This window comes from Photobacterium sp. DNB22_13_2 (assembly GCF_052873915.1).
The window spans coordinates 58,444-75,087 of sequence record NZ_JBNNXU010000004.1 but is presented as its reverse complement, the minus strand read 5'-3'; the positions used below and the strand labels follow the sequence as shown (position 1 = coordinate 75,087).

The 16,644-nt window shown below is 44.5% G+C and carries 14 protein-coding genes; 12 read left to right on the top strand and 2 right to left on the bottom strand.

Translation table 11 applies throughout. From position 1 onward, the window contains the following. Positions 1 to 14: 14 nt before the first annotated feature. Entirely contained in the window at positions 15 to 491 is a 477-nt protein-coding gene (locus ACVA58_RS07800; protein ID WP_446509874.1) for a hypothetical protein, read from the bottom strand. Between the two features lie 280 nt (positions 492 to 771). Between ACVA58_RS07800 and ACVA58_RS07795 the strand changes: the two genes are divergently transcribed. The 10 genes from ACVA58_RS07795 to ACVA58_RS07750 all read left to right on the top strand — a co-directional run bounded on the left by ACVA58_RS07795 (position 772) and on the right by ACVA58_RS07750 (position 11,768). Next, positions 772 to 2,865 (top strand): TonB-dependent siderophore receptor, encoded by a 2,094-nt coding sequence (locus ACVA58_RS07795; protein ID WP_446509873.1) that lies wholly within the window; start codon positions 772 to 774, stop codon positions 2,863 to 2,865. A gap of 195 nt (positions 2,866 to 3,060) precedes the next feature. Beyond that, positions 3,061 to 3,822 (top strand): DUF3450 domain-containing protein, encoded by a 762-nt coding sequence (locus ACVA58_RS07790; protein WP_446509872.1) that lies wholly within the window; start codon positions 3,061 to 3,063, stop codon positions 3,820 to 3,822. A gap of 1 nt (position 3,823) precedes the next feature. After that, positions 3,824 to 5,170 carry a MotA/TolQ/ExbB proton channel family protein gene (locus ACVA58_RS07785; RefSeq protein WP_446509871.1) on the top strand — a complete coding sequence of 449 codons (1,347 nt, stop codon included), beginning with the start codon at positions 3,824 to 3,826 and terminating at the stop codon, positions 5,168 to 5,170. Continuing rightward, positions 5,170 to 5,730, top strand: coding sequence for a MotA/TolQ/ExbB proton channel family protein (locus tag ACVA58_RS07780; protein ID WP_255044418.1), 561 nt, complete (start codon positions 5,170 to 5,172; stop codon positions 5,728 to 5,730). Before ACVA58_RS07785 ends, ACVA58_RS07780 begins: the two co-directional genes overlap by 1 nt. Further along, the gene (locus ACVA58_RS07775; RefSeq protein ID WP_107296501.1) at positions 5,730 to 6,134 is read left to right on the top strand and encodes an ExbD/TolR family protein; all 405 of its coding nucleotides are present in this window, start codon (positions 5,730 to 5,732) and stop codon (positions 6,132 to 6,134) included. The genes ACVA58_RS07780 and ACVA58_RS07775 overlap by 1 nt, the downstream gene beginning before the upstream one ends. Further along, on the top strand, positions 6,134 to 6,751 hold the full coding sequence (locus tag ACVA58_RS07770; RefSeq protein WP_446509870.1) for an energy transducer TonB: 618 nt from the start codon (positions 6,134 to 6,136) through the stop codon (positions 6,749 to 6,751). Before ACVA58_RS07775 ends, ACVA58_RS07770 begins: the two co-directional genes overlap by 1 nt. Beyond that, positions 6,748 to 7,926 (top strand): tetratricopeptide repeat protein, encoded by a 1,179-nt coding sequence (locus ACVA58_RS07765; RefSeq protein ID WP_446509869.1) that lies wholly within the window; start codon positions 6,748 to 6,750, stop codon positions 7,924 to 7,926. The genes ACVA58_RS07770 and ACVA58_RS07765 overlap by 4 nt, the downstream gene beginning before the upstream one ends. 325 nt (positions 7,927 to 8,251) lie before the next feature. After that, positions 8,252 to 10,276 carry an elongation factor G gene (gene fusA, locus ACVA58_RS07760; protein WP_446509868.1) on the top strand — a complete coding sequence of 675 codons (2,025 nt, stop codon included), beginning with the start codon at positions 8,252 to 8,254 and terminating at the stop codon, positions 10,274 to 10,276. A 192-nt stretch (positions 10,277 to 10,468) separates the two neighbouring features. Beyond that, on the top strand, positions 10,469 to 10,654 hold the full coding sequence (locus tag ACVA58_RS07755; RefSeq protein WP_133638210.1) for a hypothetical protein: 186 nt from the start codon (positions 10,469 to 10,471) through the stop codon (positions 10,652 to 10,654). A 280-nt stretch (positions 10,655 to 10,934) separates the two neighbouring features. After that, positions 10,935 to 11,768 (top strand): dienelactone hydrolase family protein, encoded by an 834-nt coding sequence (locus ACVA58_RS07750; protein WP_446509867.1) that lies wholly within the window; start codon positions 10,935 to 10,937, stop codon positions 11,766 to 11,768. A gap of 77 nt (positions 11,769 to 11,845) precedes the next feature. Here ACVA58_RS07750 and ACVA58_RS07745 read toward each other — a convergent pair whose 3' ends face one another. After that, positions 11,846 to 12,634, bottom strand: a complete 789-nt coding sequence (locus tag ACVA58_RS07745) for a class I SAM-dependent DNA methyltransferase (RefSeq protein ID WP_446509866.1) — start codon at positions 12,632 to 12,634, stop codon at positions 11,846 to 11,848. Between the two features lie 459 nt (positions 12,635 to 13,093). On the opposite strand from ACVA58_RS07745, the gene ACVA58_RS07740 reads away from it, so the two are divergent. Next, entirely contained in the window at positions 13,094 to 14,857 is a 1,764-nt protein-coding gene (locus ACVA58_RS07740) for an ABC transporter ATP-binding protein (RefSeq protein WP_446509865.1), read from the top strand. Continuing rightward, positions 14,851 to 16,635, top strand: a complete 1,785-nt coding sequence (locus ACVA58_RS07735; protein ID WP_446509864.1) for an ABC transporter ATP-binding protein — start codon at positions 14,851 to 14,853, stop codon at positions 16,633 to 16,635. The genes ACVA58_RS07740 and ACVA58_RS07735 overlap by 7 nt, the downstream gene beginning before the upstream one ends. The last annotated feature ends 9 nt before the right edge of the window (positions 16,636 to 16,644 follow it).

Below are 16,644 nucleotides of genomic sequence, written 5' to 3'. Positions count from 1 at the left end.
CATCGGGCTTAGTGTTATTTCTTAAGACGTTCAGTATCGATCACGTTCTTGAATTTACCAGCTTTGCTAAAGATGTAGTCTACATCTGGCGGAAAATCTTTATTGCTTTTGGCATGCTTCATCATGTCGAAGACAGTGAATTCAGTCATGATAGCGTATTGATATTCTTTGAAGCCGCCTTCAGCTTGCAGTGTTGGGTCATAGTACTTATCGCCTTTACGGATAATAGCATGATCAATCACTTCTTCGTCACAGCGGTAGCCAAGCACGTAGCGATCACCTCTACCGTAGATGACATTCATATAACTGTTAAAAAAACATTCACCCTCATTAGATGTACATGATTCAAGTACATCCTCATCCATAGCAGAAACGGTGACAATACGCATTTTGTCTGCTTTTAGGTTAAGGGCTGTCAGTTGCTGACGAACGTTATCTAGGTTTGCTTCTGTCACTTCAAATGTACCGATAATTTTTAAAAAACGCCGCATTATACCTGCCTACCATGAAAATGACACATTTCCTGTATCGTTATACCCAAGTTAGCTCTGACTCCTGCATCTTGAAGTCGCTGGGTACATCTCATTGCAGTAACCGTTTGGCGTAAGTTTACACTTCTTTACGAATGCAAAGAATGTAAATTAACTGCAAATGGTAATGGTTATCACTTATATTCCATCCCAGCACAAAAATGCATGTGGGTACGACTAAGACGCCTAACAGAAATCAATTATAAGGCGCTGTATCTCAAACGATTTGGAGTAACGGAATATGTTTAACAAAAGTCAGTTGACTTTACTTATTGGTGCCATCCTAGCGGCACCTGTTGTCTATGCCCAAGAGCACACAGCGGCGACTGATGTCGATGAGCACATGGTCGTAACGGGTCGCGACTATGGTTACAAGGCAGATACCAATACAACAGCGATGCGTATCGAAGCAACTCAGCTTGAAACAGCTGGTCAAGTGTCGGTTATAGATGAACAACTGATTGATGAGCAACGCGCAAGCTCACTAGATGAAGTGCTGCAAAACGATTCCAGCGTCTCGGTTGGTGATAAAACACGAAACCGTGTGACATACTCTTTGCGTGGTTTTGAAATACAGAGCGGTAGTGGCTTCCTGCGTGATGGAAAACAGCATTGGTCTCATTACCGCCAGCCGATTGAACTGCTGGAGCGCGTAGAGGTCGTTAAAGGGCCATCTGGTTTGCTGTATGGTAAATCAGCACCGGGCGGCCTGATCAATATGGTATCAAAGAAACCGACATACGAAACGCAAATCAATGTCAGCCAAGATATCGGTTCGGACAATGAATCACGTACCGTTGTTGATGTAAGCGGGGCACTGAACGAAGCGCAAACACTGCGAGCTCGTGCCGTTGTGTCTCAGCAAACCTATGACAACTGGCGTACATATACAGATGGCAGCACAGCTTCGACAGAACGCTTTGTCGGTGGTTTGTTTGTTGATTATGACGTTAATGACAATGTGACGGTATCTGCTCATTACGACAAGACTCGTGATAAGGGCAGTGTTGACTCAGGCGCATACGTTAAAGATGGCCAAGTCGTTCTGGGGAATGAGCACATCTGGGATGCCCAGTGGTCAGAGATTGAAAACAACGTTGAGAACTACGGTGTTGACGTTGTCGCACAACTTAATGATGTTTGGCGCCTGTCAGCAAGCTATAACCATCAGAACTTCTTGCGTCACGATACTGAAAGCTTTTCAAAGCCTGAAACATACAACCCAGAAACCGGTACATTTGAATATCAGGGCTACGATCGACTAGATGACTGGCAGTATGATACGGCTTACTTGGATTTTGTAGGTGAGTTCACAGCTCTTGGTGTTGATCACCAGTTGTTAGTTGGTTCTAACTGGTTAGGTTATTACTATCTGGGCAAAACAGACTCGATTAAAGGCCTTACCGCTGAGGTTGGTAAGCCTCTTGAGAAACCAGATGGTTTGAACTACCAAAATGCCGGCCCTAAAACCCCAACGGAGCGTGACTCTTACGGTTTCTATATTCAGGATATGGTAACGTTTAATGATCAGTGGCAGGCATTGGCTGGACTACGTTATGACCGTGAAGAAACTAAAGGCAGTGACCTTGTAGAAGATGCGATTACGCCTAAAGTTGCTGTGATTTATCATCCGCTAAGCAATGGTTCTATTTATGCGTCTTATTCTGAAAGTTTTGAACCACAGGGCGAAGTAACAAGTGGCCGTGGTAAAGTTTACCGTAATGATGGTGAGCACCTGAAACCTCGCAGTGGTAAACAGTATGAAATGGGTACTAAGTGGGAACTGTTTGACGAGCGTTTGTTTGTCACTGGTGCGGTATTTGACATTGCGCTAGAAGATGTCGCCCTTGATATTGAAAACTCTGACGGTACGTACACCAAAACACAAGGTGGTGAGCAAGTACACCGCGGTGCTGAATTCTCTTTACAAGGTTACCTGACCGAGCGCTTCTCGCTACACGGTAACGCGATGTACCTCGATGCGGAATACAAGAGCCACGAACAATACCAAGGGAACCGTCCAGCAGATGTTCCAGAGTTCGGTGCGACAGTGTGGTCTCGATATGCGTTTGAGAACAACACCAATGTTAACTTTGGTTTGACATACGTAGGTGAGCGCTACGGTGATGATGCTAACACGTTCAAGAAAGATGCTTACACGCGTGTAGATATGGGCATATCACACACTATTCATTACGATCAGAACCTAGACTTTATTGCTCGATTCAATGTGGAAAATGTTTTTGATACTGATTACATGATGGGTGGCGATAACACCAACGTGACATTAGGCGAAGGCCGCAATTACATGGCCACGTTACAAGTACGTTACTAATTGATTAATAAAGGGGGAGGGCCGTGTGCTTCCCCCTTTACTGTATTATTAATTAATGTAAATTCAAATGATATCGATTTTCATTTGATGTATATTGATTTCACTCATCGACTAGCACTCGGTGAGTTTATTTGTTTTTGGTATAGCCTTCAGAGTTTGAAGATTTTTAATTTTTATTAGTGCATTGATTTTAAAATGAATATTAAGAAAACTAGCCTGGCACTACTGGTGCTTGGTCTTACCGCTGGTGTTCAGGCCAGCACCTTAGGTGAAGCTCGACATTTAGAGAGCTCAATGAATAAAGCGTCCGCGAGCAGTCAGAAAACGATTGATCGCAGTGCAGAAGAAACACTATCGATGAAAGCTGAAATTGAACAGCTTCAGGAAGAAGTGAAAAATCTTCAGGTTTACCGCGATCATCTGGCTAACTTGGTTGATAGCCAGAACCAAGAGAAAACTAGCCTGAATCAGCAGATTGAAGGGATTAAAGATACCCGACAGGGTGTTGTTCCTTTGATGTACAGTATGCTAAACGGTCTGAAAGCCAATGTTGAAACGGATAAGCCTATCCGTCGAGAACAGCGTTTAACTCGCATTGAAAAGCTTGAAAAAATGATGGTTCAGGCTGATATCAGTGATGCAGAAAAATACCGCCGTATCTTAGAAGCCTATCAAATCGAACTTGATTACGGTACCAAGATGGGTATTTATCAAGGGCAAGTGGCACTAGATACAGGTTCGATTGAAGCGGACATGTTGTACTTGGGCCGAATATCTCTTGTTGCCCGTAGCCTCGACGGTACCAAATACTGGTCTTGGAATGAAAAAGACTCAGTTTGGCAATCACTTGATGGTTCTTTCGCTTCAGGTATCAACAAGGCATTTGCTATTGCTTCCAAGCAGGCTGCTCCAAGCCTAATTACCCTGCCAGTTTCAGTTGACGTGGAGACTAAGTAACATGAAAATCAAAGCGTTAGTGGCAGCATTGTGCCTGTTTTCAATCCCTGTGGTTTCAGCCTCAGATCTATCTGCCAACACGGCATTGGTTCAAGATACCCGCCAAGAAATGAACGTGCAGCAGCAACATAATGCTGAGCGTGAGCAGGGTTTCAAAATGACAGAGCAAGAGTTCAAAGCTCAGCGTGATGCTCTTCTCAAGCAACGTCAGCAACTTCAGAGCGAAACTGATCAATTCAGCGCTACTTTCAGCAAAAATGAAAACGATCTGGCAAAGCTTGAAGAACAGTTGCGTCTAGAAACCGGTAGCTTGGGTGAATTGTTTGGCGTTGTACGTCAGGCGGCAAAAGATCTTGACTCAGAAATGGGTTTCTCTGTTACCGGTGTTGACCGTAACGAATATCGTCAAGTAATCGATAGTATCGTTGAAGCCAGAACACTACCTTCACTAGAAGAACTTAACGGTCTGTGGAAAGGGCTTGAAGAGCAGATTTCAGCAAGCCGTGAATTGCGTGCTGTATCTGTACCATTCATTGATGGTCAGGGACAAACGACCAATGTCGATGCTTACCGTTTAGGTAGCCTTGGCTTGATCGGTGATCAAGGTTACCTTGCTTGGGATGGTAAGCGAGAAACCGCAAAGCCATACCTAAAGCAGCCGCAAGATGGCCCTGTAAGCAATCAGCTTTCACAGCTTGAACAAAGTGGCATGCAGTCAATGGTTGTTGACCCTTCTCGCGGCATCATGCTTGAGCAACTTGCTAATGCACCAGAGCTGAAGGATCGTATCGAGCACGGTGGTGTGGTAGGTAAAATTATCCTTGGCCTACTGGCGATTGGTTTGAGCATTGGTCTGTTCCGCGGCGCTAAATTGTTTGCAATTCGCCAGCAGATCAAAAAGCAGCTTAAAACACCTGAAACTCCAGGCAATAACCCACTCGGTCGAGTACTTGGCGTATACAACAAAGAGCAAAACCGCAGTGTGGAAGCGCTTGAACTTCGTCTTCTCGAAACCATTGTTGACGAGCAGCAAGGTCTGGAAAAAGGGCTTTCTATGCTTAAGCTGTTGGCAGCACTTGCGCCAATGCTGGGTCTGCTGGGTACGGTAACCGGTATGATTGAAACCTTCCAGGTGATCACACAGTTTGGTAATGGTGATCCAACCGTGATGGCTGGTGGTATTTCCATGGCACTGGTAACAACGGTTCTGGGCTTGGTAGCGGCGATGCCACTGCTTCTTGCACATAACATGTTGACAACCCAGGCTGAAACTATCCGCACTATTCTTGAAAAACAAGGTATCAGCCTCGTCGCTGAGCAAGCTGAAAAAGCAGGAATTACCGCATAATGGAAAGCAATCTGTATGAAGTTCCGCTTGTGCAAGCTTCATTCTTTGATGCTTGGAAATTCTCGCTAGAGACCTTCATGAACCAAGGTGGTCAGGTACTCTGGTGGTTAGCTGCGGTAGTGATGTTTTGCTGGATTTTAGTTATTGAGCGGGTTCTATACCTGCTCATTACCTACCCAAAACAGCGCCAGCTTTGGCTGGAAAAATGGCAATCAAGGGATGATCATTCATCTTGGTATGCACGCTCAATGCGCGATGGTTGGTTAAGCCAAGCACATATTGCTCTTAACCAGAACCTTAATTTGATCAAGGTTCTTGTGGCAATTTGTCCAATGCTTGGTCTGCTAGGTACCGTTACCGGTATGATTTCGGTATTTGATGTGATGGCCACTCAAGGCAGTAGCCAGCCGAGGTTGATGGCGTCAGGGATCTCCCTAGCTACATTACCGACAATGGCGGGTATGGTCGCAGCACTATCGGGAATGTTTGTACATTCTCGCTTAGCGAAGTCCTGTCACAAGCGCGAAATTAAGTTAGAAAAATTATTGAGGAGTCAGTAATGAGACTGAGTCGTCCTTCTTCAGCTCGTGAAGATGCTCAGGTAGACCTGACATCTATGCTGGATATTGTATTTATCATGTTGATTTTCTTCATTGTGACCAGTTCATTTGTTCGTGAATCTGGCGTCGAAGTCAATCGTCCGCAAGCCAGTAATGTCGTCAGCCAAAAAGATGCGGGTATCTTTATTGCTATCACGTCAGCCAATGATGTGTATATCGATAAACGTGTTGTTGATGTCGAGCGTGTTCAGGCAACGTTAGAACATTTGTTGCTTGAACAACCTGAAGCATCCTTGGTGATCCAAGCTGATGAACATGCTTACAACGGTACGGTTGTTCGAGTAATGGATGCAGCTAAAGGCGCGGGTGTGCAGAAAATAGCGTTGGCAGCGGAGAAGCGCTAATGCTGCGTGTACTTATTGCAATTCCCGCCGCATTCTTGATGGCGTTAGGCTTGTTCACGTTTATGGCCTGGATGGTGGATAACGGCAATCAACGCCCTGAAACTGAAAAGCAATTGCTAGCGTTTGATATGGTGATGGAGGAGCAGGAGCGTGAAGCTCAGCGCCGTCAACGTGCTGTGCCGGAGAAGCCTGAAACACCAGAACCGCCACCAAAGGCAACGCCTCAAGCCTCTAATCAGGCTGCGACAAATACGGTGAGCCCGTCGATGCCCAGCCTTAACCTAGACGCTTCTGTATCCGGTTTAGCGATCAATGTTCCGACTTTTTCTGATTTTGGTGCTAATCAACAAGCGATGCCACTGTATCGTGTTGAGCCCAAGTATCCTGCTCGCGCGATGAAGCAGGGCGCCCAAGGTTACGTTGTAATGTCATTTACGATTGATCCACAAGGCCGCCCAACAGATATCAGTGTGCTTGATGCCAAGCCGCGTCGTTTATTTGAACGTGAAGCCATGAGGGCTTTGAAAAAATGGAAGTACCAGCCTAAAGTCGTTGATGGCAAGTCGATTGCACAGGTCGGTCAAACGGTCAGATTGGAGTTTAAGATAGAGAAATGATCAAAAAATTGACATTAATTGCTGCTTTATCACTTCCTCTTGGCCTGATCCCTGAACAAGCGATCTCTGCTGAGTTATCACAGTATACGGCGGGTCGGGTTCAGCGTGCTCACAACCTTCAGCAAGACGAGAAGGTTGGTGACGCGATTACCTTGTTGGAAGGACTAAACCCATCCCGTGATTACGATAAAGCATACGTTCAACGTATGTTGGGTGTGTTTTATTGGCAGCAGGATAACACGGCTAAAGCGATCTCAAATTTGACTGAAGCGGTCAATTCAGGGTTGTTACAAGATGAGCAAGCTTGGATCACGCAACGAATGCTCGCGGATATTTTACTATCGAGTGAAAAGTTTAAGCAGGCATTACCGCATTACTATGCGTTAAGCAAAAATATCCCGGAAAATCAGAAAGCCGATGAACTGTGGCTTCGTATCGCTCAGTCTCACTATCAGATTTCTGAGTGGAAACAGACGATATCGGCTATCAATACTTACGCCAAGTACGCTGGTAAAATGGATGTTCAGCCACTAACCATCAAGTTAGGAGCCCAACTACAACAGCAGCAGTGGAAGGTGGCGTTGCCAACACTGGAAGCGCTGATTGTGCTTGAACCTAATAAATTGGTTTGGTGGCAGCAGACTGCTGGTATCCAATTGCGTTTGGGTCAGTCACAGTCAGCGTTGGATACTTTGGCGTTGGCACGTCGACAAGGTGTTGAGCTTTCCCAGCAGGATTTGAAAACCCTCGCTCAGCTTTATGCGCAGCGCGGTATTCCGGAAAGAGCCGCGATCCTGTATTCGCAGCTTGATGGGGCAACGACTGATGTTGAGCTTGTTGTTTCGCAGGCGCAATATTGGCAAATTGCTAAAGAGTGGGATAAATCTATCGCCATTTGGAAGCAAGCCGCGCAGCTGAATAATCAATACCGATGGCAGCTAGCTCAGCTATTACTGCAGCAAGGCTATTACCAGCAGGCGATTGCTGAGCTGGATAAGGTATCTGATAAACAGCATGACGCCGATGTAGCATTGGCCAAGGTAAGAGCCTATTACAAGCTGAATAACTTTGAAAAAGCGATCATCTTCGCCAAGCAAGCTGACAATATCGAGTCGAGCTCTGCATCAAAGAGTTGGATAAAGTATCTTTCTCAAAAGCGAGAAATGGCCAGTTAAATCAACCGCTGCTTTTGCCTAAGGCTACGATTGTGATATCAGCAATATGTTTGTTGAATGTCACAAAAGTGGCCTTTTTTTGTAACAAAAACCAGACGGTTCCCGCTGATATGAAATAACTCACATTAAAATAACGCGAATGAGCGCAAGCTACTCAAGACGATGAAATAATGTAGTTTGGTTATTCTTAATATTATCCTTACGGCGATTTGGGCTTGTGCTTATGGACGTACCCATCCGAAAATTGACCTGGAAGACGACAAGGCGGGAAACCGCCATACATGCAGATAAATAGCGTTTGTCTTTCTCAATTTCGGAGGCTGATATGTCGATGAATGAAATTCGCAATATTGCAATAGTGGGGCAAAGCGGGGTTGGTAAAACAACCTTGATAGAACGCCTGCTATTTGAATCAGAATGCTCCACACATTTAGGTCATGTCAAGGAGGGTGACACTGTCACTGATTTTGATGACCAATCTATTCACTATCAACACAGTATCGAAGCCACTCCTGCTGCTTTGTGTTGGCGCAAACACCGCATGAATGTTATTGATACTCCCGGTTTGCCTGAGCTATTGGGTCGCACTTTGAGTATCTATCCAGCGGTAGAAACAACGGCTTTAGTCTTTGATGCAAATACACCGTTAAATCAAGTATCAGAAAAACTGTATTCTTTTGCGAAGTTGCAGAAGAAATGCCAAATGATCATTATTAATAAAGTTGATCTCAATCCTGATAAAATCCCGCAGATTCTCTATGAGATCCAATCGCATTTTGGCCAAGAATGTCTGCCTATAAACTTGCCTTCTGATGATGGAAAATCGATTGTTGATTGTTATTTTTCTCCAGACTATGAAGCTTCTACACTTTGGGATAGCGTGGAGTCAGCACATGAGCAACTTATCGATCAGGTTATTGAAGTCGATGAGAAACTCATGGAGTTGTATTTAGAGCAGGGTTCATCATTAACAGCTAAGCAATTACACGACCCCTTTGAGGAAGCCTTACGTACAGGGCATGTGATCCCGATTTGTTTTGTTTCCGCAGAGACAGGGCAAGGCATTTCATTACTCCTGCAAACCCTCGCTGAAATCATGCCTATGCCATCGGAAGGTAACCCGCCAATGCTGGAGAAAAACAATCAGCAAATCCGGGTTGATTGCGAAAAGCTCGATCATACCGTTGCCCATGTATACAAAGTCAGTGTTGACCCTTATCTGGGTAAGTTGGCTTATATAAGAGTGTTCCAGGGTGAAATCAATGCGGGCTCTCAGCTTTATATTGGTGAGAACAGTAAAGCGTTCAAAGTAGGCCATTTGTACCAGTTACAAGGTAAGAAACGCATTGAGATCGCAAATGCACGCGCTGGTGACTTCTGTGTATTGGCCAAGGTTGATGATTTGAATTTTGATTCAGTGGTTCATGACTCGCATGATGAAGATAATGTCATGATGAAAACGCTAGATTTCCCTTCGCCTATGTACAGTTTGGCTATTCAAACAACCAAAAGGGGAGATGAGCAGAAACTATCGGAAGTCCTCCATAAAATAGCCGCTGAAGACCCTTCCTTGCGACTTGAGCATCGTACGCGTACTAATGAAACTGTACTAAGCGGACAAGGTGAATTTCATTTAAAAATTGCCCTCGAGAAAATGGCTTCAGTTTATAAACTCAATGTAAATACCGAGCAGCCAAGTATTGAATACTTTGAGACTATCACCCAACAGGCTGAAGGGCATTACCGTCATAAAAAGCAAAGTGGTGGTGCTGGACAGTTTGGTGAAGTGCAATTGAAAGTAAGACCCTTAGATCGCGGGGAAGGTTTTGTTTTCATCAATAAAGTGGTGGGCGGGGCAATACCGACGTCTTTGATTCCAGCGGTCGAAAAAGGTATCCGCCAAGCGGTTGAAGAAGGCGCAATTTCACGTAACCCAATCCATGACATTGAAGTTACCGTCTATGACGGCAAATATCATTCTGTTGACTCAAAAGAAATTGCGTTTGTCATTGCGGGCAAGAAAGCCTTTTTAGATGCTGTAAATAACGCCAGTCCTATCGTACTTGAACCAATTGTTGAACTTAAACTGCAGATCCCAACCGACTCGGTGGGGGACATTAGCGGTGATTTAGCCGCTAATCGTGGTGTGATCTTAGGTACTCAGTCTGAGGAAAATAACTTTACTTCGCTACAGGCAAGAATTCCACAAAATGAGCTTCTGGATTATTCACAGCGATTAAGAGCAATGACCGGAGGTGAGGGAAGCTTTAGCATGGTGTTGAGCCATTACGACCCAGCACCAAACACCGTGCAGAAGAAGGTATGTAGTGCTGCGGACGCAACATGCTAGCCGCTAGTTAACTCTTAATCACTTTTATGAATTTTGATTGAATGTAGGCTCCTGAAATCAGGAGCCTATTTATTAAGGTTGTGTGACTGGTTTGATATGAGCCTTGACTGCTAGTGAAAAATCAGTAGTCGGTTAAGTTACTTTTTATCTGGTCGTTTATATCTAAGAGAATTAATGATGTTAGGGGGTTGCATGTCTCTTGGAGTAAACCTGTCAGTCGATGACAAACAAAAGCTCGTATCAGAACTTAAGATGGTTGTAACTAATCGTTTTCCGAACCGGGAAGTGAAAATAATAAAGCAAACTCAGCAGCAAGGAACAGTTTCGCTGCACTTCGAAGTGAACGATGGCGATCTTATCAAAATTGACCTGCCGTAGACGTTTCTCGTTGAAGCTTATTTCCATGGTAGATTACTGATTAGTCTACATATCTATCATGGAGATTTTGATAAATCTGACTACGTCGCAGCTAAATGCGATTCTTGATATTGACGTGCAGGCACAATTGCAACTGCTTTGGCGTGCGTTGGTTAAATTTGGATAATTAGATCAAGAGCATAATGCTGTTGTCTCAGTGTGAAAATGTGCCTGCATGCTCACAAACTGTTTAGGTATTGCTGTGTTTATCATATAAGCAACTATTAGTTTGGAGTATGTAATGAACAATCGTCTAGCTTTAGGGTGCATCACGCTTTGCGTAACAACCGGTTCATTCGCTAATGATTATATTGAAAGTATTAAGATCCCTATGGCCGATAATGGATTGTTTGGTAAGAACAGCATCAATCTTGAAGCGACCGTTTATAAACCCGAGGGTAAGGGGCCTTTCCCTACTGTTATTTTTAATCATGGTTCAACGGGGCCGAACGTTATTCCCATCGGCTACACTATTAACCCTTGGGGCTTTGGCGAGTACTTGGTAAGCAAGAATATTGCGCTGATCATTCCGATGAGAAGGGGGCGTGGTAAGTCAGAGGGTAGCTATAGCGAATTATATACGTGCGATCGTGAAGGGATTAAACTGGGGGTGGACTATGCGGTGCAATCTTTAGACGCAACGTATGACTACCTAATGCAGCAATCATGGGTCGATAAAGAAAGGATGCTGCTATCGGGTAATTCTCGGGGCGGGATCCTTTCTTTGGTGTATGCATCAGAGCATCCAGATGCATTTTCGGGTGTTATCAATTTTTCAGGTGGTTGGGTGGGGGATGTTTGTAACATAGATTCCCAGTCGCAAAATATCGAAATATTTGAAGATGTAGCCCAGAAACTGAAAACACCGACACTGTTTATTTATGGTCATAACGACCCATATTATTCAGATACCACTATTGAAAGCTTCGTCACCGCTTACGAGCAGGCGGGTGGGCAAGTCGACTTCAAGTTTTATCAGCTAGGAAAGAATGTGTCAGGGCACGATGTTTTCTACAATCATGGCCATTTATGGTCGTATGTTGTCGATAATTACTTGATTGAGGCATTTGAGTGAAGCCTTCCAGTAATAATTAAAAGGAAAGCCGCAGGAAGTTCGTCTATCACTGCGGCCTGAATAACCTATAAGAGAGGTTATGCTGCCAGTTCCTGTCCTGCAAGCTCACTATTCCCTCGTTTTACACAGACGAAGAAAGCATTACCTGATGTGTTGCTAAGTGGGACGATTTTTTCGTAGTCGTGGTCGAACATGTATACGTCAAAATACGGTGACAGCAATTGACGCATTTGCTCGAAACTAACCGCAACCATCGGATGTTCATCCTTCCACTGAAGGGTTTCATCACCGTTGTGTTTCTCGATGCTCAGCTTGAGCGATTGACGTTCCCCGTCACCAGGGTAATGCCAGCCAGAAGCAAAGACAAAGTCTTCACCGTTGTGCTGTGCGCTATGGCGAACGAACAAGCGGTTATCGATCATGTTCTTCTCAACCACATTAAAGCAAAACATGCCGCCATCACGCAGTGCAGAGTGGGCACTGGCAATACAGGCTTTCAGTTTCTCAATGTCGCCACTGTAGTGGATAGAATAGAGAAAACAGGTGATTAAATCGAGTTTGGACTCGACGGTAAAGCCACACATGTCTTGTTGGATAAAGCTTGCTTCAGGGCAGCGTAGTTTGGCCTGGTCAAGCATTGGCTGATTGAGATCTAACCCTTGGCTCTGATAACCATTGTCAACTAAGTGGCGAATGTGAGGCCCGGTTCCACATGCCAAGTCAAGGTGACGTTTGCCTTCATTGCCGAATAACTGGTGCAACCGACGTACATAGGTACTTTGCGCCTGATAGTCGATATCAGCACACATCAAGTCATAGTAGCCTGATAGGTCGGTGTATAAAGCATTGGAGGACGTTGTTGTCACTGGCATTTACCTGAAAGCATAAAGGTTGCGCAGGATAAGGCCAGTAACACCGATAGGAAAACAAATTATACTGCAGGTATCGATGAAAGTTATAAATCGATACTTGGCGTCGTTACCTAAAGTTAATACCTGACACCAATACCTATTGTTATGCTGAGGGTTAGTGCGTCTTATCTTTAATTAACGTGCCGGATGTAATTTTAGTTTGATAAGTGTACACTTATCAAACTGACATAGACCCTGGACTTACCTTGAAAGAAAACACTAACAAACACCAGTGCGGAAGCAGAGGTGGGTCAAGGCCCGGCTGTGGTCGTAAACCCGGTGTGAAAACACGGCCTGTACGCCTACCGGAATGGCTACTGGACGCACTAGAAGAAATCGATGACCCTCGCCACTGTATTGTTAAAGCTTGCATAGAACATTACGGCATTGAACCTCCCCGACAGACAGAGTCACATGACTAAAAAACAGTTTTTCGCGCATTTTCTGCGTATGAATCGTAAGTCGTATCTGCTTGCGATCGTGTTCATTTTTCTTGTTAACTGGCTTCAAGTAGAAATACCACGTTATATTCAGCTAGCGATTGATTTGATTGATGGCGCATCCGTCGCCGACCAGCAACAGCTTAAAACCTACGTTGGAATTGTGGTGATCATGGCAGTGTCTATGGTCATGGTCCGTATTTTATCGCGTATTTATGCACTTAATCCTGGTCGTATCACAGAGGCAGCGCTCAAGAATATTCTTCTGAAAAAGCTTAACCGACGGCCTAATAGCTTTCATGACCGATTCGCCTCTGGAAGGCTCATTTCCATCATGAATAATGACATAAGTGGCGTAAGGCTGCTATTTGGTGTGGGTTTTCTGCAATTTTTCAATGCGTTATTAGCACTGTCGTTAACACCTCTCTGGATGTGGCGTATTTCGCCAGAATTGACGATGTATTCGGTGATACCGATTGCGATTGCGTTTGTTATTTTTCGTATCGGCTTTAAGCGTATGAAAGCACTCCATATGGATCATATGCATCGATTACAGACTCTTTCAGCGCAATTAATGAGTTACTTAACCGGTATCGATTTGATTAAAAGCCAGCAGATGTCGCCTTGGGTGAAAACGGAAATAGAAAAGCTCAATCAGCAATTACTTCATTGTCGAATGAAGATCACCCGTATTCAGGTGTTTTTTATGCCTGTTCTGGATTATGCCAATGACTTGATGAAAGTGCTGATCCTTGGTTTAGGTGGTTACATGCTGATGCAGCAACAGCTCACGCTTGGTGAGATTACTGCTTTTCTTACCTATTCGGTTTTGCTTGCTATGCCACTCATGCAGCTTGGTCGAATTGCCACCATTTACCAGCGCGGTATGGTCGGTATAACCAGTGCACAGACCATTCTGAATGCTGAAATCCCAGAACAGGATGCGATGCAACTTTCTCAATCAGAAGTTGATAGCTTGAAAGGCAAAACTCTCTCGGTGCAAAACCTGAGCTTTAGCTATCCGGATGAAGACCGTCTAATACTGGACAACATTAGCTTCGATATTTCGCCTGGTAAAAAAGTTGGCGTATTGGGCAGTATTGGTGCAGGTAAGACAACACTCGTTAATTGCCTTAACCACCACCTTGATGTGCCGGCACATTCCGTACTCCTTGGCGATAAAGACATAACAACTTTTTCGCGTAGTGATTTACGTCGATTCGTAAAAACTGTGACTCAGGATCCTTATCTATTCTCGGCAACGGTGGAAGAGAATATTCGCTTTGGTAGCCGTGATGCAGATATTACGAAACAGCAAGTCGATGAGGTGCTTGAACTGAGTCAACTGGCCAGTGATGTGACACGTTTTAAAGACGGTGATCAGACGCTTGTTGGTGAAAAAGGAATTATGCTGTCCGGTGGTCAGAAACAACGTTTAAGTATTGCTCGCGCACTGCTTCAACCCAGTGACCTGATCATTATGGATAATGTGCTTTCAGCTGTTGATTACGAAACCGAACGTAAGATCCTAGAAGGTCTGTTTGGCCAGGTGAGCACACAATCTGTACTTGTGGTATCACACCGTGTCAATGCGCTTGAGTATATGGATGAAATTATCGTACTCCATGAAGGTAAGATTATTGCCAAAGGTACCCATGCCACGTTACTCCAAACGTGTCCTTACTATTACGAAACATGGCAATTGCAGCAAAATGAAACGGAGACTCAAGCATGTTGAAAGGTGTTGATGTTAAATACTTAAAGCACTTTTTTAAATTTGCTAAAAAGTACAGAAGGTCTGCGTTACTTGGTATTGCCATGCTGCCGCTGACAGTGATCACTAGCCTGTTGTTCCCTTGGTTGATTATAAAGGTGATTGATACTCACCTTACTCAGGGAAATATGGATGGATTGCTGCTTCACATTTTCTATTTGCTTATCGTGCTTGTTGTCAGCTATGTGGTGGATACCACCTATTCGTACCAACTCCGAAAAACCGGTCAGCACACCATAACGGATATGCGAACGGTGCTGTTTGAGCGCGTGTTGAAATTGCCACGTAGCTATTTTGACAATACGCCGACCGGGGTAACACTTTCTCGCTTGACGAGTGACTTGGAAACTATTGGTGAATCCTTCGTTCAATCCATTGTTGGGTTGGTTAAAGACTCCATTAATACCATAGCACTGCTGGTGATGATGTTATTTATCGATTGGCAACTGACGCTCATTGTCTTGGTCATCATGCCGCCCGTGATGTTTCTCACTCGGTATGTTCGAAACCGTCTTCGGGCAACGTATCAAATCACACGCTCGGCATTAGCGCGGGGTATTGGTTTCTTGCAGGAAGTGTTAATTGGCGTAAAAACAGTCCAATTGTATCGCGCAGAAGAGGAAGTTGAAGCTAAGTACAAAGGCTATACTGACGAGTTTTTAAAAGCTCAAATGAAAGCAAATAAATATGATGCTATTTTGTTTGCCTTTATTTCCGGCGTTACCTCAGTCACTATCGCGTTGATGATCTGGTATGGTTCTGGTCAGGTGATGCAAAACGCCTTAACCTTGGGGGTTTTGATCGCGTTTATTAATACGCTGGAAAAAGTCTTTGTGCCTATCCGGGACTTTACCTCGCAGATTGCTTCCATCCAAAGCTCCTTTGCTGCTTTCGACCATATTGAAGAACTCTTTGTCGAGCCTATGGAAGAAGAAGGGCGTCAACTACAGCCTAGTCACAAGGTGAAAGAGCAGCTTAGTGAATTTGTCAGCCTTGAATTTAAGAACGTCAGCTTCCGCTATAAAGAGGATTCTCCCTACGTACTGAACAATGTGTCCTTTACTTTGGACAAGGGCCATCAGATTGCGCTGGTGGGCTCAACCGGATCAGGCAAGTCGACCATTTTGCGTCTGCTCTCAAAAACATATCAAGGTTATGAAGGAAGTATCCTTTTAAATGGGATAGAGCTTTCTGAAATTTCGATTGAGGACTCAGCCCATCTATTTTCATTGATGATGCAGGACGTTTACCTGTTTGAAGAGAGTATAGAGTTCAATATCGCTCTGGGTAAGGAGGTTATCACTCGTGAACAGGTCGAGCAGGCATCACGCTATGTTTTTGCTGATAAGTTCATTGAACAACTTCCTCAAAGCTATGATTTCCGTTTGGATAAAAACGGCTCGAACCTTTCTGTAGGCCAGACTCAGCTAATTTCGTTTGCACGTGCGGTTGCACAGGGCGGTCAGGTAATGATGCTGGATGAAGCCACAAGTTCTGTTGACTCCATTACAGAGGATCTGATCCAAAAAGCGATGCAGCGACTGTTTAAAGAGAAAACCGTTATCGCCATTGCACACCGCCTGAGTACAGTTCGCCATTCGGATATGATTTTAGTGCTAGAACAAGGTGAAATCGTAGAGCGGGGTAATCATCAAGAGCTAATTGCGCATAACGGTATTTATGCGGGTTTGCTTAGCGAGTCTATCGTGCAGGTGCCTGAGCAGGATGTGAAGACTGCTTAAGTGATAGCT